Genomic DNA, 15,956 nt, shown 5'->3' on the forward strand with positions numbered 1-15,956 from the left:
TCTATTTCTACACAACTGCTTCTTAAACTTAATTCAATTGTCTACTTTTGTATCTTTAAGAAATAAATAAAAATTATGATTACTATTGATCCTAAAAGTATTGAAACGGCAAAGTTACAGGGGTATCTGCAAAGTTCTGTAGGGCCTAGGCCTATCGCTTTTGCTAGTACAATGGACGCTAATGGGAATCCTAATGTATCGCCTTTTAGTTTCTTCAATGTGTTCAGTGCTAATCCGCCTATTCTTATATTTTCGCCAGCAAGACGGGTGCGTGATAATTCGATAAAACATACCTTAATGAACGTTGAAGCTACTCGCGAGGTAGTGATTAATGTGGTCAATTATGACATGGTGCAGCAAATTTCTCTGGCCAGTACAGAGTATGCTGATGGCGTAGATGAGTTTATAAAATCTGGCTTGACACCAATTGCTTCAGAGGTCGTAAAACCTTTTAGAGTAAAAGAATCTCCTGTTCAATTTGAATGCAAAGTTACTCAGATTATTCCTTTGGGAACCGAGGGTGGAGCTGGGAATTTAGTACTTTGTGAAGTAGTACGTATTCATATTTCCGAATCTGTTTTAGACGAAAATGGAGCTATTGATCAATATAAAATCGATTTAGTTTCCAGGTTAGGAGGGAATTGGTATTCCAGATCCAACCAAGGACTTTTTGAAGTGCCAAAACCATTGTCAACTTTAGGAATTGGGGTGGATGCAATTCCAAATTTTATAAAAGAAAGCCCAGTTTTTAACGGAAATGATTTAGGCATGTTGGGGAATATAGAAGCCTTGCCTACAATGGAAGAAGTTAGTATATTTGTAAAACAGAATTTTGCTGTGAAAGGCGTTTTGAGTGCTGATGATCAGCATAAAGTACACTTAGAGGCTAAAAAATATTTGGACGAAGAGGATGTTCTGTCTGCTTGGAAAGTGCTTTTGGCAAAAAAATAAAAAAATAAATAACATTAAAAATAACGAAGATGGAAGTTACAGGAAAAATTAAAATGCTTGGGGATGCAAAAAATGTGGGAAGCGGAAGTTTCTTGAAAAGAGAATTAGTTGTAACCACGGAAGAACAATATCCACAACATATTTTAGTGGAATTTGTACAAGATAAATGTGATTTATTGAATAGTTTTAAAGTTGGTGAAGCGGTAAAAGTTTCTATCAATTTAAGAGGACGCGAATGGGTTGATCCACAAGGAGTAACTAAATATTTTAATGCAATTCAAGGTTGGAGAGTAGAAAGAGTAGCTACTGAAGCGACTTCTGCGCAAATGCCTCCAATGCCGGCTGCTGAAGCTTTTGCACCAGCAACCAACCTAAACGAAGAAGAAGCTGACGATTTGCCATTCTAAGAGATAAAAAAGTTAGAACTTATAAGTCAGAAGTTTGAGTTTTTACTTGAATTTCTGACTTTTTTTATTTTTTTTGAAATTGCCATTTATTTTTGAAATGTAAAAATGTATTATTTATCTCCAGATTTATTTTTCCCTCCTGTTTCCCAAGCCAATCGCGATGGAATCTTGGCCATTGGTGGGGATTTATCATCAGATCGCTTGCTACTAGCTTATAACAGTGGAATCTTTCCTTGGTTTGAAAATGGGGAGCCCATTATGTGGTGGTCACCAAATCCCAGAATGGTTTTATTTCTAGATGAATTGATTGTTTCAAAAAGTATGCGAAACATTCTGAATAGAGATAGTTTCAAAGTTACTTTCAATCGGAATTTTAGAGACGTAATTTCAAACTGCCAAAACATCAAGCGCGACGGGCAAAATGGGACTTGGATTACCAATGATATGATTGAGGCTTATTGTAAACTGAACGAACTAGGAATTGCAAAGTCAATCGAAGTTTGGCAAAATGAGCAACTCGTAGGCGGATTATACGGGATTGATTTGGGTCGTGTTTTCTGTGGTGAAAGTATGTTTTCTAAAGTTTCTAATGCTTCCAAAGTAGCCTTTATTGCTTTGGTGAACCAATTAATAAAAGAAAATTACAAACTATTGGATTGCCAAGTTTATAATCCACATCTTGAAAGTTTGGGTTGCAGAGAAATAGAACGCGATGAGTTTATGGAACTATTGAAGAGCGAATAATATTTAGAATTTCAACTTCTTAAAACTCCAATCCAAGCTATTGAATACTACCAATTCATTTTTTAAAGTTGGTAAATCCATAATTAATTTCAGCGTTTCATGCGCCATCATGGTTCCAATTATCCCAGGAAGTGTGCCTAATACGCCATTAAAGCTGCAGTTGGGCACGTCTTTTGGATTTGGTGGTTCTGGAAATAAGTCGCGAAGATTTTTATTTTCATTGTGAATGAAAACGGCCATCTGTCCTTCAAATTTTAAGATACTGCCATAGATTAATGATTTGCCTGCTGCTAAACAGGTATCATTTACTAGATAACGGGTTTCAAAGTTATCACTCCCATCCACAATTACATCAAAATCCTTGATGATTCTGCTGGCATTTTCAATAGTTAATTTTTCTTCAAAAGCGATGATCTCAATCAGTGGATTTAAAGTTTCTAAAACTGATTTTGCCCTCAGCGCTTTAGATTGACCAACATGTTGTTCTGTATACAAAATTTGGCGGTGTAAATTATGTAATTCGATTTTGTCAAAATCAACGATTCCAATAGTCCCAACCCCAGCCGTTGCGATATATTGTAAAATAGGGCATCCCAATCCGCCAGCGCCAATCACTAAAACTTTCGCTTTTTTGAGTTTTTCTTGCCCGGAATCTCCTATTTCCGGCAACATCATCTGTCTGTTGTACCGTAAAAAATCTTGTATAACACTCATTCTTTCTACTATCAAAAAATCTATTTATATCTTTTTTCTTCTTTAAAAATCAAAAATTAGCAATCTTTAATATCGTTAATTAACAATCTAAAATTATTTAAAGCTTTTGTCCCAATCTTTCCAAACAGGTTCGTATCCTCTGCTGGAAATGACTTTTGCAATCTCGGCAGCGGACCGTTCGTCGCTAATTTCAAATTGCTCTAATGATTGCGGATCAACGACATAACCACCAGGATTAGTTTTTGAACCAGCACTCATACTTGTAATCCCAATTGGAATAATATTATCACGAAATTTTTCATTCTCCCTAGTTGATATGGAGATTTCTAAATCTTCATTCCATAAACGGTAGGCGCAAATCAATTGTGTTAAATCTTTATCATCCATGATAAAGTTGGGTTCAATAACCCCTTCGGCTGGTCGTAATCTGGGAAAAGAAACAGAATATTTAGTTTGCCAATACTTTTTTTGTAGATAATCTAGGTGTAGCGCATTAAAAAAACTATCGGTACGCCAATCCTCCAATCCCAATAAAACGCCCAAACCTATTTTATGAATGCCCGCAGTGCCTATTCGATCTGGCGTTTCCAGACGAAAATCAAAATTGGATTTCTTTCCTTTAGTATGGTACTTTTTATAGACTTCCTGATGATAGGTTTCTTGATATACTAAAACAGAATAAACACCAGCTTTATGCAATTGCTCATATTCAGCGGTCGAAAGCGGTTGCACTTCTATTGAAATGATAGAAAAATCATTTTTTATTTGTTCAATGGCTTTTAAAAAATAATGAATATTTACTGTGTAATTCGCTTCTCCCGTTACCAGTAAAACATGATCAAAACCAGCGCTTTTTAAAGCTTCGACTTCCAATGTTATTTCGGCCTCAGTGAGGGTTTTTCGCTTGATTTTGTTATCTAAACTAAAGCCGCAGTACGTACAAATGTTCTGGCATTCGTTACTCAAATACAAAGGCGCATACATTTGAATCGTTTTGCCAAAACGTTTTTGTGTTAATTCGTGGCATTCTTGAGCCATTGGTTCTAAATAATTTTGTGCAGCAGGTGAAATCAAAGCTAAAAAATCATCTAGATTTCGTTTTTTCTTTGCTAATGCCTGTTCCACATCTTGCGCTGTGGTTTGGTATATTTTGGTTTTGATCGCATCCCAATCGTAATTTTCAAAAACCGTTTTAAAAGTGTTCATGTTTTTAATTATTTAAAATTATTTAGGCGTGACGGCTGTTTTGAAAATCCTGTTCGTTCCTCTCCGTATTTTCAAAACAGCCGTCGGGCTATTCGTTTCAATCTTTTTTTGTAGCGGTTGAAAAAACCGGCACAAAAAAAGGATTTTCACTGCTATCCCTCACGCAAAACGTGGAAAAAACGCATTCTCTAACCATTCATCTTTTTAATTTATTGTTAAAAAGAATTGAAATTTGTCAGGTTGAGCACGTCATCATGATTGCAATGAAGCACGAAAGGTTGTTATTTGGTCGTTTGTAATCTCGACTGCGCTCGATTTGATAAAAACATAACAGTAATTTCAAAGACTATTTTGTATTGTTAAGTTTGTATCATTACATTTTACCTTTGTCAAAGTTTTAAACTTTGACAAAGGCTGTTGTAAAACAACCTTTTATTGAAATCCTATTTATTCGTTTAATATAATTTCAATTCATTTTTTTATCCGTTTTTGTCTTCCTCTCCTTTGTAGAAGGCTAGGAGAGGATCAATCATATAAAAATGCCGTCAGCGGACTCGAAGCCACCGCGCGATTATATTGTTGTCCAAGTTTGGCTTCGAATGCTTTGCGTCCTGCAATAACCGCTTCTCTAAAAGCTTCTGCCATCAGTTTTGGATTTCCCGCAATAGCTATAGCGGTATTTACTAAAACAGCATCGGCACCCAGTTCCATGGCTTTTGCCGCATCCGAAGGCGCCCCAATTCCGGCGTCGATAATCACAGGAACATTACTTTGTTCGATTATGATTTCTAAAAAATCGATTGTTTTCAAACCTTTGTTGCTGCCAATGGGGGAACCCAAAGGCATTACTGCCGATGTACCAGCATCTTCCAATCGCTTGCATAAAACAGGATCAGCATGAATATAAGGTAAGACAATAAATCCTAATTTGGCCAATGCTTCTGTTGCTTTTAAGGTTTCTATAGCATCAGGCATTAAATATTTTGGGTCAGGATGAATTTCGAGTTTGAGCCAGTTAGTTTCCAACGCTTCACGAGCTAATTGTGCTGCAAAAATGGCTTCTTTGGCATTTCGAGCACCCGAGGTATTGGGCAATAAATTAATGTGTGGATGTTTAAGATGTGATAAAATAGCATCCGTTTCGGTTTCTAAATCGATACGTTTTAGCGCAACAGTTACTAATTCGCTTCCTGATGCTAGGATAGCTTCTTCCATCTGTCGATTCGAACCAAATTTCCCTGTGCCTAAAAACAATCGTGACTCAAAGATTTTATCTCCTATTTTAAATGGTAACATATAATTGTCTGTTAAGTTGGGTGATCAATTGCGATAGATTTTCATTTTGGGTAATCAAACCAGAAACGGCTATGCCATGAATTCCAGTTTGCATCAGACCTTGAACATTTTTCATTGTGATGCCGCCAATGGCATAAATGGGAATTTGGATGTTTTTGATCTTCATTTGGTTGATAATTGAGTCATAGCCTTCCAATCCTAAAATTGGACTTAAATTTTGTTTGGTTGTCGTAAATTGAAACGGACCCAAACCAATATAATCGCAGTTTTCAGCAGTTCTTTGCAGTACATCTTCCCATGTATTTGCAGTACCGCCTATGATTTTTGTCGTTCCTAAGATGAGTCTTGCTTCATCAATGCTCCTATCACTTAGTCCTAAATGGACTCCGTCAGCATCCAATAGCTTTGCAAAATGCACATTGTCATTGATGATAAAAGTGGCTAAATATTCTTTGCACAACTTTTTTACGGCTTCTGCCAAAGTGAAAGCTTCAAATTTATTTTGATTTTTGAATCGCAATTGGATCCAATTACAGCCATTGTCTAGCGCTTTGTGGATGTTATACAATTGTTCTTCGATTGTATTTCCCTGTGAAATATATTGTAACTTATTATACATGATGGTATCCTAATTTAGTTTTGTTGGATTGCAAGAAGGTTTCTATATATATTTTAGCAGTACTGCAAGCTGTTTTCAGGTCTTGTTCTAAAGCTAAATTGGCAGTTATAGCTGCTGATAATACGCAGCCTGAGCCATGCTTTTCGGAAACCAAAGTTTCTTTTGGCAACAGCCGGAAAAAGTCATTTTCCATGTATAAATAATCAATACCTATTTCGTCTGAATTATGACCCCCTTTGACTAAAACAGCGCAGTATTTCGAAAGGGTTATTGCTATTGTTCGGGCATTAATTTCTTCCGACGACAGTTGTAAAATCTCATTGTAATTGGGTGTTATCAAATCAATTTTTTCTAATATTTCAATCAAAACAGTTTGGTTTTCGATGGTTGTAAAACGGAATTCTGTGGTAGATTTCAAAACCGTATCCCAAACTATTTTTGTTTTTGGCGAAAGCCTTTTTATAGCAAAAACAATTTCTTTTAAATAATCCAAGGAAGGAACAATGCCAATTTTTACTGCCTGAACAGTGTAACTTTTGAATAGCACTTTTATGGAACGCAAAACAAATGTTAAGTCAGTCCATTCTATTTCGAAGAATTCATTTTCGGTTTGAATCGTATTGCCTGTATTGATGGCAAAACCAGTCACGCGATGTTGCTCGAATGTTTTTACATCCGCTAAAACGCCTGCGCCTCCCGAAGGATCAAAGCCAGCGATGGTTACTACGAATGGACGATTTGTTGACATATTTTAAAATTTTCTATTGGGTTGTTTTGATTCCAAATTGTTCCTAAAAGCGCTGCATCATCAAAGCCAGCTTGTATTGTTTTTTGGATATTGCTAGCTTCGATTCCACCTAGTCCAATTATTTTAGTCTTGAAGTTGGTTCTCTTTTTTATTTTCTCGAATAAATCGTGTTTTGGAGCATAATCGACTTTTGAAATTGAGGAATACACGGGACTTAAAAAAGCATAATCAAAATTGGAATCTAAATCATTGAAATCCTCGATACAATGTGTCGAAGTCGATAAAATGAAATCCAATTCTTTATAGCTTTTTAATTTAGATTCATTTATGGTGGTGCGATTACTTTCTGTAAAATGTATGCGATGAATTCCAAGGGATTTGGCCAAATGATGGTGGCTGTGTAAAACCAGTTGTTCTCTATATTCCAGACCAATTGCAAGTACAACAGCATTCAATTCTTCTATTGAAAAGTCAGGTTTTCGGACATGAAATACTTCCATTCCTTCCTGAAAAAGAGAATGGATTATTGCTATTTCATTTTGAATTGCTATTGGACTGGATATAATTATCATGTTTTTAAATTTCTTGCAAGATCTATTTGGACCTTGTACCTATTGAGCTAATTGATTTAAGAAACCTAAAAGGTTTTGAAAGCCTTGCAGCAGTATTAACTATAAATCTCTTTTCCTTGTTCGATAAACTCTTCTGATTTTTCTTTCATGCCTTTTTCGGCTTCAGCAACATCACGAATTTCATGTGAGATTTTCATAGAACAAAATTTAGGACCACACATCGAGCAAAAATGAGCCACTTTGGCACCGGCTGCAGGTAAGGTTTCATCATGGAATTCACGTGCTGTATCCGGATCTAAAGACAAGTTGAATTGATCTTCCCAGCGGAATTCAAATCGTGCTTTGCTCAATGCGTTGTCACGGTATTGTGATCCGGGATGACCTTTGGCTAAATCAGCAGCGTGAGCCGAAATCTTATAGGTGATTACACCGTCTTTAACGTCTTTTTTATTGGGCAATCCAAGGTGTTCTTTTGGTGTAACATAGCACAACATAGCGCAGCCGTACCAGCCTATCATTGCTGCTCCTATCGCAGAAGTAATGTGGTCATATCCTGGTGCAATATCGGTTGTTAAGGGGCCTAAAGTATAAAAAGGAGCTTCATCACAATGTTCTAATTGTTTTTCCATATTTTCTTTTATCATGTGCATCGGTACATGACCTGGGCCTTCAATAAACACTTGAACATCATGTTTCCAAGCCACTTTAGTGAGTTCGCCAAGTGTTTCCAATTCGGCAAACTGGGCCGCATCATTTGCATCTGCGATAGAGCCGGGACGCAAACCGTCTCCTAATGAAAAGGCTACATCGTATTGTTTCATGATTTCGCAAATATCTTCGAAATGCGTGTAAAGAAAGTTTTCTTTGTGGTGAAATAAACACCATTTTGCCATGATAGAACCACCACGGGAAACAATTCCAGTAACGCGTTCGGCTGTTAAATGGATGTAACGCAATAAAACGCCGGCATGAATGGTGAAGTATGAAACTCCTTGTTCTGCTTGTTCAATTAAGGTATCGCGGTATACTTCCCATGTTAAATCTTCGGCAATACCATTTACTTTCTCTAAAGCTTGGTAAAGGGGTACAGTTCCGATAGGTACCGGAGAATTTCTGATAATCCACTCTCTGGTTTCGTGAATGTTTTTTCCTGTAGATAAGTCCATAATCGTGTCTGCTCCCCAACGACAAGCCCAAACTGCTTTTTCTACCTCTTCTTCTATAGTTGAAGCTACAGCGCTATTGCCAATATTTGCATTAATTTTTACCAGAAAATTACGTCCCACAATCATGGGTTCACTTTCTGGATGGTTAATGTTGTTTGGAATAATGGCGCGGCCTCTGGCTACTTCACTACGAACAAATTCAGGTGTAATTTTAGATTTTGGAGTATTTGCTCCAAAACTGTTTCCGCCGTGTTGATGTTGCATCGCTTTGGTTTGTTCTTCCAATAATTCTAAGCGTTGGTTTTCACGAATAGCAATGTATTCCATTTCGGGAGTTATGATTCCCTGTTTTGCGTAGTACAATTGAGACACATTAGCTCCTTTTTTGGCTCGCATGGGTTTGTGTAAATATTCAAAACGCAAATCGTTTAGTTTTTCGTCGTTCAAACGCTTTTTTCCATAATCAGAAGAGATTTCAGATAGTTCTTCCACATCATTGCGATCTAGAATCCATTGTTCCCGAATGCGAGGCAATCCTTTTCGAATGTCAATTTCGATATTTGGATCTGTGAATGCTCCTGAAGTATCGTAAACGGTTATTGAAGGATTTTTTTCTATTCGCCCGTTTGATAATTGTGTATCAGCCAATGTAATTTCTCGCATTGCCACTTTTATGGGATGAATAGTACCATCTACGTAGATTTTTGTAGAGTTAGGGAAAGGAGTGCTGGATATTTTATCTTCGTTGTTCATTTATGGATGTCTTAAAGGTGTAAAGTCAAAAGTTTTTATGTGTGTTGTTCAGCGATTTTTAGCTCAGGCAGATTTTGGAGATTGAGCATATTTTTTTTCTTATTTTTTAAATCGTATTTAGTCTTTTTTATAAAATAATTTGATCGTATTCCGAGTTCTGCTAGGGATAGTAATGGAAAGCCCGTAAAGTTGAAAGCCAAATAAAACAAGGATTAGTGAAGCGACCGAAAGGAAGCTTAGACTAAGACTATGTTTTATGGGATTGCCACTGCGGACTTGAAATGGATAGCCCGCTCGAGCAGCCAAACTAGCCTCCTTGAGTGGCAGAGATGATGAGAATATCGTCTGTTTCTTGAATGTAATGGACATTCCAATCCGATTTTGGAATAACGAAGTTGTTTATGGCTATGGCGATTCCGTTTTGTTTGATGGGAATTTCCAAGTCAAGGAGTGCCTGAACAGTAAGACTGTCGGTTGTAAATTGTTTCGTTTGATTGTTGATTTTGAGTTCCATTCCTTTTGGTTTTAGTATATAGTTATACTTTAGGAATGGCTACAATGACGCATAAAAATGCGTGCAGAAGTCATCTTACTTTTCCCTACGCTAGTATGAACTAGATCAGGTTCAGAGGGTAATTCTCAGCCTACAATGTTGTAGACACCCCTAAAGTGTGGGGCAAATGTAGGGAAGTTTTATATATAAGTTTACTATTTAACGTTTTAAATTCATAACTCCTACTTCGGGGGTTGGGGGGCTTTCCAGCAACTCTCCAAATGATCATTAACGATTCCGGTGGCTTGTAGGTAGGCGTAAACTACGGTTGATCCTAAGAATTTGAATCCTCGTTTTTTTAAATCTTTGCTGATCATGTTAGAAAATGGAGTAGTAGCGGGAACATCTTTCAGAGAATTTCGGTTGTTGATAACGGGTTTTCCATCAACAAAATTCCAAATATAATTCGAAAAACTCCCAAATTCCTCTTGGATTTTTATAAAAGCTTGCGCATTGGTAATCACTGAATAGACTTTGAGTTTGTTCCGAATAATACCAGCATCTTGCAATAAATCGAGGATTTTATCATCGTTGTATCGAGCAATTTTTTGATAATCAAATTGGTCAAACGCTTTTCGGAAATTTTCTCTCTTGTTCAAAATAGTAATCCAACTCAATCCTGCCTGAAACGTTTCCAAAAGCAAAAACTCAAATAGAGTGGCGTCATCATACACGGGAACACCCCATTCTTCGTCATGGTATTTTTTGTACAAATCACTTGAAGTGCACCAATCACATCGTTTTTTGTCGTCTATAATCATTGTTTTTCGGAGGCTAAATAGTTTTTTATTAAATAGTGACCTAAATAAATCAGCGGAGTCAGCAGTATTGCGATACCGAGTTTAAACGTATAACCCGTTAATGCTGAGGTTAGAAAGGTATCAAAATTTATTTTTCCAGGTAGCCAAAATGCAATTCCCAATACAATGAACGAATCAAATAATTGTGAGATAACAGTTGATCCGGTAGCTCTAAGCCAAATTTTCTTATTTCCGGTTCTGTTTTTGAAAAACCAAAAAACGGTCACATCGATTAATTGCGAAACTAGAAAAGCAATAATACTTCCTACAATAATCCACATACTTTGACCAAAAACAGCAAAGAATTGGTCATCATTTACAGGGCTGATGCCTTTTGCGGCGGGAATGTTAATTGCAAATAGTAAAACAAGGAAAGAATAGGCGATTAAACCGGCTGTGATTAAGGAGAGTTTCTTAACTCCCTTTTCGCCAAAATACTCATTGATTAAATCGGTAGTTAAGAAAACGATAGGCCAAGGCAAAATCCCAATACTCATCACAAACGGACCAATTTGAATTAATTTTCCGCCAATCAGTTCGGCTGTTACTGCATTGGTAATAAAGATTCCGGCTAAAATTACAAAGACTAGTTCTTTTTTGGTTTTGAACATAAATAAAAATTAGAAGTCAAATTTAGTGTTTTAATCTTTTTTAGGATTATCCAAGTTCCAAATTTTTTCAGCAGTGGTAGGGTGTAATTGTTAACCCTATTTAAGAACGGTTAACTGCAAAAGTAATGTATGCTTATGAAAGTTTGGGAAGCCTAGTGTTTTCAGTATTGTAAGAATAATTTTGTGTTTTATTATATATTTGTAGTAAAATAATTAGGATACACTGTTTTTTTTTTTTTTTTTTTGATTTGCACTCGGACGTCCTAAACCACTTACTAAAAAGTTTAGTAAGACAATTATCAAATTATTTTAAATTATGAAAAAATTGTTATTAAGTGCAACTTTATTAGTTGCCTTTTCGTTAACTTCGTTTGCAGGAGAGAAGGGAGCAAATAAAGCAGAAGTTGAAAATTACCCTTTTTTGAAATCACAAGCTAATCAAGACTTAGTTGGAACTTGTTATGTAACTATTAGTGCGTACGATGAAGAAGGCAATAAAGTTAAAACTTGGGTTTTACAATTTAATAATGTAGAATCCGCAGAAGACTGTAATCAAATTGGTGGTATGGTTGAAAAAGCCTTGACTAGTTTATAATTTTTAAGAGTTCAGGTTATTAGCTTGAACTCTTTTTAATTGCCATTAAAATAATTAAAAAGATGAAAAGAATAATTATAATACTTGTAATGGCTATCCAATCAGTTAATAGCTTTGGTCAAAATAAAATGTTGAATGTTGAATATGAGATATTTTATAATACTGATATACCTAATACACAATATGCTAATTTATTTGTTAATGGATCTAAAGAAGAATCAATTTACATAAAAAAAAGTGATTCTAAAGTAAATAAACAAGTAAAGAGAGAAGAGGACAACTCAATATCGATTACCTACAAGTCAAAAAGAAGTAGTGCTACTTATTTTAACTTTAAAAAAGATACTCTAATTAGTTCTGAAAGTGTTTTTGGTGAAGAGTATCTAATTACAGAAAAAACACCTAAAATGCATTGGGAATTAATTGATGAAACCAAAGTTAAAGACGCTATTACTTTATCAAAAGCGATATGCGAATTTAGAGGAAGAAAATACATAGCTTGGTATGCATTAGAATTTCCACTGAAATATGGGCCATGGAAATTACATGGTTTGCCAGGTCTTATTTTTGAAGTATATGATGAAACTAAAAGATACTATTGGTATTTAAAAAAATTAAATTATGAAACACTAGATGAATCCGTTTTTGTCATGGACACTCAAAAAGCTAAAATAATTGACATTAAGGAATACGCTAAAATAAAATACAATACTGAATCAACAGATGAAAAGCTATTAACGAAAATGCCACGGGGTACTACAATAGTTAGTTAACAAGTATTTAGAAATGGTTTAGAAATTAAATTTGAATGGGAAAAATAAAATTGATAGTCTTCTTTGCATTTTTTTCTTTAAACGCAATTGCTCAAATTAAAATAGCAGGTAGTGTTATCGATATTCAAAACAAACCAATTCTGTCGGCTAGTATTATTCTAAAAGATAACAATGGCAAGATTATTTCATATACGTACTCAAATGAATTGGGTAAATATAATATAAGTACAAACAACAAAGGAAAGCTTATTTTGCTGCAAATGCTATGGGATTTGAGCAAAAAAGTATTGATATTGAAATAGAAGGTAACGACATCAAGGATATAGTTTTTGATTTAACACCTAAAAGTAATGAATTACAAGAAGTAACAGTTTCAGCTTTTCGTCCAATAACAGTTGATGGTGATAAGGTCATTTTTGATGTCAAATCTTTTGCGCAAGGGAACGAGCAAGTTGTAGAAGATTTATTAAAAAAAATACCGGGACTGAATATTGATGCCAATGGAACCATAAAAGTAGGTAATCAAGAAATTGAAAAGGTGATGATTGATGGAGATGATCTATTTGAGCGAGGCTATAAAATTTTAACTAAAAACATGCCTGTAAGTCCAATTGAAAAAGTGGAACTTTTACAACGATATTCTAATAATAAGCATTTAAAAGGCATTGAGAGCACCAATAAGGTGGCATTGAATCTCACCTTAAAAGAAGATGCCAAACGCATTTGGTTTGGCAATATGCAAATAGGCTATGGATTGGTAACGGCGAACCGATATGAAGTCAAAAGTAATTTAATGAATTTTGGTAAGAAAAATAAACATTATTTTTTAACTAATTTTAACAATATAGGATTTGATGCCATTGGAGATATTGATAATTTGATAAGGCCGCAAAGTGTAAGTGAACCTGGTAGCATTGGCGATGACCAATCCGTAAAAAGTTTAATAGTTTTGGGATTTGAGATGCCAAACTTAAAAAAACGCAGAGTCAATCTCAACAATGCCGAAATGCTATCGCTTAACAGTATTTTTACACTTTCAAAAAAAATCAAGTTGAAGACTTTAGGTTTCTTAAATACCGATGAAAATAATTTTTTTAGAAACGGTTTCCAGCAATTCTCCGTTGGGAATACTACTTTTACTAATACCGAGGATTTTTTAGGGAGAAAAATACAACTCACAGGTTTTGGAAAAGTAGATGTAACGTATGATATTACAAAAACTAAAACTCTTGAATACACAGGGAAATTCAATAAAACCAATGAAAAAAACCGAAGTGATTTACTCTTCAACAACGATTTATTAAACGAACAATTAAATGCGAACAATCAACTTTTTGACCAAAAAGTAGTTTTTACAAATAAGTTCAAAGAGAAAAAAGTATTCTTACTCTCAGGCAGATACATCAACGAAAAAACGCCACAAAATTATGCTGTTAATCAGTTTATTTTTAAAGATTTATTTAGCGAAAATGCCAATAGTACCAAACAATTCAGCGAAAACAGAATGCAATTTGCAGGTATTGAGGGGCATATATTAGACAAAAAAGAAAGTGGTGATTTGCTTGAAGTAAAGTTTGGCAATCAATTACGAATAGATCAGCTAAACACGAGATTTGAATTGTTAGAAAATGGTAACAATCTTTCGCTCCCAACTGGCTATCAAAACAAGTTAAGATATGCTACAAACGACTTGTATTTATCTGCAAAATATCGCTTCAAAATAAAAAGTTTTACCTTATTGACTCAATCAGATTTTCATCAATTATTCAATGAACTGGAAAACTTTAATGTTAAAACCAATCAAAATCCATTTTTCATTATTCCAAAAATAGGCTTAGATTGGAAAATAAACGACAAAAATAAAATAGTAACTTCCTACTCTTACAACACAACAAACGCTGGAGTTTTAGACGTTTATTCTGGTTTTGTGCAAACGGGTTTTCGTTCGTTTTCAAAAGGTTTAGAGGAATTCAATCAATTGAATTCCTCTAACGCGATATTGAATTACACTTATGGCAATTGGGGCGACAAGTTTTTTGCCAATACCTTTATTTTATATTCCAAAAGCAATGATTTTTTTAGCACCAATTCCATCATTGCTCAAAACTTTTCACAGTCCGAAAAAATCATCATCAAGGATAGAGAATTTGTATCATTTTCTACCAGCATCGATCGTTATTTTAAATCCATCAAATCCAACTTAAAAATCAATTTGGGAGCAACCAAAACGAATTTTAAAAACATCGTCAACAATTCCAATCTTCGCGAAGTAAAAAACTTCAATGCGGATTATGGTTTGGAATTGCGTTCTGGTTTCAAGGGCTTTTTCAATTATCACTTAGGGTCAAAATGGAATTACAATCAAGTGAAAACCACTGTTACAAATGATTTTACTGACAACATGAGTTTTTTAGATTTGTCATTGATGTGTAGTGATAAGTTCAATATTCAAGTTCAAAGTGAACGCTATTTTTTTGGGAATCTAAGTAACGATAGTAATAAATATTATTTCTTGGATTTAGAAGCGCGTTATGTAGTTAAAGAAAATAAACTAACCTTTTTCCTTTCAGGGAATAATCTTTTTAATACCAAAACCTTTAGGAATTATAGCATTTCTGATATCAACATTTCACAAACGGAATACAGACTATTGCCAAGATATGTGCTATTGAAAATGGAGTATCGTTTTTAAAAGCAGCAAGACGTTTATTACTGATGAAGGCAAAGAATAATGTAATTGGGCTTATTTTACAGGTAGTTTTATTTCTAAAAAAGTATTCTGCTGTTTAAACCATTACAAATACGAGCTCTTTTTTGGTTTTAAACATAAATAAAAATTAGAAGTCAAATTTAGTGTTTTTATCTTTTTAAGATTAACCTAGTTCCAAATTTTTTCAGCAGTAGTAGGTTGTAATTGTTAACCCCACTTAAGAACGGTTTACCACAAAAGTAACTTATGCTTATTAAAGTTTGGCAAGCCCAATATTTTCAGTGCTATAAGAATAATTTTATAATTTTTTAAAAAATTGTAGTAAAATGAGTAGGATATATTGTTTTTTTTTTTTTTTTTTGATTTGTACTCGGACGTCCAAAACCTCTTACTAAAAAGTTTAGTAAGACAATAATCAAATTATTTTAAAACTATGAAAAAATTCTTACTAAGTGCAACTTTATTAGTTGCTTTTCTTTAACTTCGTTTGCTTCTGAAAAAGAGGGACTAAACAAAAGCGAAGTTAAAACAGAGGTTAAAACACAATTACAAACAGAATCTGACTTTCAAAGCACAAATATGGCTAAAGATATGTGTGTGACTATTGAATTCAGGTGGGCTGATGGTGAAAGTGATGGTGAAGGAGGAATGATATTAACATTTCATAAATATGAAGTTGTAATTTGTGTTTAGAATATAGTAATTTGTAATTAATATCTAGGAGTGGGACGCCACTCC

Annotated in this window: 17 protein-coding genes and 1 riboswitch; of the genes, 7 read left to right on the forward strand and 10 right to left on the reverse strand. The window is 34.6% G+C overall.

Annotated features, from left to right (window positions below):
* Window positions 1-75 precede the first annotated feature (75 nt).
* The 3 genes from IWX83_RS00460 to aat all read left to right on the forward strand — a co-directional run bounded on the left by IWX83_RS00460 (window position 76) and on the right by aat (window position 2,102).
* The gene (locus IWX83_RS00460; RefSeq protein WP_132065550.1) at window positions 76-951 is read left to right on the forward strand and encodes a flavin reductase family protein; all 876 of its coding nucleotides are present in this window, start codon (window positions 76-78) and stop codon (window positions 949-951) included.
* Between the two features lie 29 nt (window positions 952-980).
* On the forward strand, window positions 981-1,358 hold the full coding sequence (locus IWX83_RS00465) for a DUF3127 domain-containing protein (protein ID WP_073352464.1): 378 nt from the start codon (window positions 981-983) through the stop codon (window positions 1,356-1,358).
* A gap of 105 nt (window positions 1,359-1,463) precedes the next feature.
* A complete protein-coding gene (gene aat / locus IWX83_RS00470) occupies window positions 1,464-2,102 on the forward strand; it encodes a leucyl/phenylalanyl-tRNA--protein transferase (RefSeq protein ID WP_073352462.1) in 639 nt (212 codons plus the stop codon).
* 3 nt (window positions 2,103-2,105) lie between these two features.
* Here the strand turns inward: aat and IWX83_RS00475 are convergent, their stop codons facing one another.
* The 10 genes from IWX83_RS00475 to IWX83_RS00520 form a co-directional block, all read right to left on the reverse strand.
* A complete protein-coding gene (locus tag IWX83_RS00475) occupies window positions 2,106-2,816 on the reverse strand; it encodes a HesA/MoeB/ThiF family protein (protein WP_196826909.1) in 711 nt (236 codons plus the stop codon).
* A 93-nt stretch (window positions 2,817-2,909) separates the two neighbouring features.
* Window positions 2,910-4,022 carry a 2-iminoacetate synthase ThiH gene (gene thiH, locus IWX83_RS00480; protein WP_196826911.1) on the reverse strand — a complete coding sequence of 371 codons (1,113 nt, stop codon included), beginning with the start codon at window positions 4,020-4,022 and terminating at the stop codon, window positions 2,910-2,912.
* 525 nt (window positions 4,023-4,547) lie between these two features.
* On the reverse strand, window positions 4,548-5,318 hold the full coding sequence (locus IWX83_RS00485) for a thiazole synthase (protein WP_196826913.1): 771 nt from the start codon (window positions 5,316-5,318) through the stop codon (window positions 4,548-4,550).
* A complete protein-coding gene (locus tag IWX83_RS00490) occupies window positions 5,305-5,937 on the reverse strand; it encodes a thiamine phosphate synthase (protein WP_196826915.1) in 633 nt (210 codons plus the stop codon). The genes IWX83_RS00485 and IWX83_RS00490 overlap by 14 nt, the downstream gene beginning before the upstream one ends.
* The gene (locus tag IWX83_RS00495) at window positions 5,930-6,685 is read right to left on the reverse strand and encodes a hydroxymethylpyrimidine/phosphomethylpyrimidine kinase (RefSeq protein WP_196826917.1); all 756 of its coding nucleotides are present in this window, start codon (window positions 6,683-6,685) and stop codon (window positions 5,930-5,932) included. Before IWX83_RS00495 ends, IWX83_RS00490 begins: the two co-directional genes overlap by 8 nt.
* Entirely contained in the window at window positions 6,661-7,257 is a 597-nt protein-coding gene (locus IWX83_RS00500) for a thiamine phosphate synthase (protein WP_196826919.1), read from the reverse strand. Before IWX83_RS00500 ends, IWX83_RS00495 begins: the two co-directional genes overlap by 25 nt.
* A gap of 95 nt (window positions 7,258-7,352) precedes the next feature.
* On the reverse strand, window positions 7,353-9,176 hold the full coding sequence (gene thiC / locus IWX83_RS00505; RefSeq protein WP_196826921.1) for a phosphomethylpyrimidine synthase ThiC: 1,824 nt from the start codon (window positions 9,174-9,176) through the stop codon (window positions 7,353-7,355).
* A 307-nt stretch (window positions 9,177-9,483) separates the two neighbouring features.
* Window positions 9,484-9,690 (reverse strand): sulfur carrier protein ThiS, encoded by a 207-nt coding sequence (thiS, locus tag IWX83_RS00510; protein ID WP_073352445.1) that lies wholly within the window; start codon window positions 9,688-9,690, stop codon window positions 9,484-9,486.
* A gap of 65 nt (window positions 9,691-9,755) precedes the next feature.
* Window positions 9,756-9,852, reverse strand: a riboswitch (TPP riboswitch).
* Between the two features lie 59 nt (window positions 9,853-9,911).
* On the reverse strand, window positions 9,912-10,490 hold the full coding sequence (locus IWX83_RS00515; protein WP_196826923.1) for a DNA-3-methyladenine glycosylase I: 579 nt from the start codon (window positions 10,488-10,490) through the stop codon (window positions 9,912-9,914).
* Window positions 10,487-11,140, reverse strand: a complete 654-nt coding sequence (locus IWX83_RS00520; RefSeq protein WP_196826925.1) for a queuosine precursor transporter — start codon at window positions 11,138-11,140, stop codon at window positions 10,487-10,489. Before IWX83_RS00520 ends, IWX83_RS00515 begins: the two co-directional genes overlap by 4 nt.
* A 316-nt stretch (window positions 11,141-11,456) precedes the next feature.
* Between IWX83_RS00520 and IWX83_RS00525 the strand changes: the two genes are divergently transcribed.
* The 4 genes from IWX83_RS00525 (at window position 11,457) to IWX83_RS00535 (ending at window position 15,200) form a co-directional block, all read left to right on the forward strand.
* Entirely contained in the window at window positions 11,457-11,735 is a 279-nt protein-coding gene (locus IWX83_RS00525; protein WP_196826927.1) for a hypothetical protein, read from the forward strand.
* Between the two features lie 62 nt (window positions 11,736-11,797).
* Window positions 11,798-12,508: a GLPGLI family protein gene (locus IWX83_RS00530; RefSeq protein ID WP_196826929.1), complete on the forward strand. Its 711-nt coding sequence runs from the start codon at window positions 11,798-11,800 to the stop codon at window positions 12,506-12,508.
* Window positions 12,509-12,543: 35 nt separating this feature from the next.
* Window positions 12,544-12,810 (forward strand): carboxypeptidase-like regulatory domain-containing protein, encoded by a 267-nt coding sequence (locus tag IWX83_RS17120; protein ID WP_231379713.1) that lies wholly within the window; start codon window positions 12,544-12,546, stop codon window positions 12,808-12,810.
* On the forward strand, window positions 12,774-15,200 hold the full coding sequence (locus IWX83_RS00535; protein WP_231379714.1) for a TonB-dependent receptor: 2,427 nt from the start codon (window positions 12,774-12,776) through the stop codon (window positions 15,198-15,200). Before IWX83_RS17120 ends, IWX83_RS00535 begins: the two co-directional genes overlap by 37 nt.
* Window positions 15,201-15,956 lie beyond the last annotated feature (756 nt).

It is taken from the genome of Flavobacterium sp. CG_9.1 (assembly GCF_015751645.1).
Taxonomy (GTDB): domain Bacteria; phylum Bacteroidota; class Bacteroidia; order Flavobacteriales; family Flavobacteriaceae; genus Flavobacterium; species Flavobacterium xanthum.

What these genes read in the sequence shown, in the direction of transcription:
- thiC (WP_196826921.1), bottom strand. Translation starts at nt 9,176, where the DNA reads ATGAACAACGAAGATAAAATATCCAGCACTCCTTTCCCTAACTCTACA.
- thiH (WP_196826911.1), bottom strand. Translation starts at nt 4,022, where the DNA reads ATGAACACTTTTAAAACGGTTTTTGAAAATTACGATTGGGATGCGATC.
- IWX83_RS00525 (WP_196826927.1), top strand. Translation starts at nt 11,457, where the DNA reads ATGAAAAAATTGTTATTAAGTGCAACTTTATTAGTTGCCTTTTCGTTA.
- aat (WP_073352462.1), top strand. Translation starts at nt 1,464, where the DNA reads ATGTATTATTTATCTCCAGATTTATTTTTCCCTCCTGTTTCCCAAGCC.
- IWX83_RS17120 (WP_231379713.1), top strand. Translation starts at nt 12,544, where the DNA reads ATGGGAAAAATAAAATTGATAGTCTTCTTTGCATTTTTTTCTTTAAAC.
- IWX83_RS00495 (WP_196826917.1), bottom strand. Translation starts at nt 6,685, where the DNA reads ATGTCAACAAATCGTCCATTCGTAGTAACCATCGCTGGCTTTGATCCT.
- thiS (WP_073352445.1), bottom strand. Translation starts at nt 9,690, where the DNA reads ATGGAACTCAAAATCAACAATCAAACGAAACAATTTACAACCGACAGT.
- IWX83_RS00520 (WP_196826925.1), bottom strand. Translation starts at nt 11,140, where the DNA reads ATGTTCAAAACCAAAAAAGAACTAGTCTTTGTAATTTTAGCCGGAATC.
- IWX83_RS00535 (WP_231379714.1), top strand. Translation starts at nt 12,774, where the DNA reads ATGGGATTTGAGCAAAAAAGTATTGATATTGAAATAGAAGGTAACGAC.
- IWX83_RS00500 (WP_196826919.1), bottom strand. Translation starts at nt 7,257, where the DNA reads ATGATAATTATATCCAGTCCAATAGCAATTCAAAATGAAATAGCAATA.
- IWX83_RS00515 (WP_196826923.1), bottom strand. Translation starts at nt 10,490, where the DNA reads ATGATTATAGACGACAAAAAACGATGTGATTGGTGCACTTCAAGTGAT.
- IWX83_RS00530 (WP_196826929.1), top strand. Translation starts at nt 11,798, where the DNA reads ATGAAAAGAATAATTATAATACTTGTAATGGCTATCCAATCAGTTAAT.
- IWX83_RS00490 (WP_196826915.1), bottom strand. Translation starts at nt 5,937, where the DNA reads ATGTATAATAAGTTACAATATATTTCACAGGGAAATACAATCGAAGAA.
- IWX83_RS00465 (WP_073352464.1), top strand. Translation starts at nt 981, where the DNA reads ATGGAAGTTACAGGAAAAATTAAAATGCTTGGGGATGCAAAAAATGTG.
- IWX83_RS00475 (WP_196826909.1), bottom strand. Translation starts at nt 2,816, where the DNA reads ATGAGTGTTATACAAGATTTTTTACGGTACAACAGACAGATGATGTTG.
- IWX83_RS00485 (WP_196826913.1), bottom strand. Translation starts at nt 5,318, where the DNA reads ATGTTACCATTTAAAATAGGAGATAAAATCTTTGAGTCACGATTGTTT.
- IWX83_RS00460 (WP_132065550.1), top strand. Translation starts at nt 76, where the DNA reads ATGATTACTATTGATCCTAAAAGTATTGAAACGGCAAAGTTACAGGGG.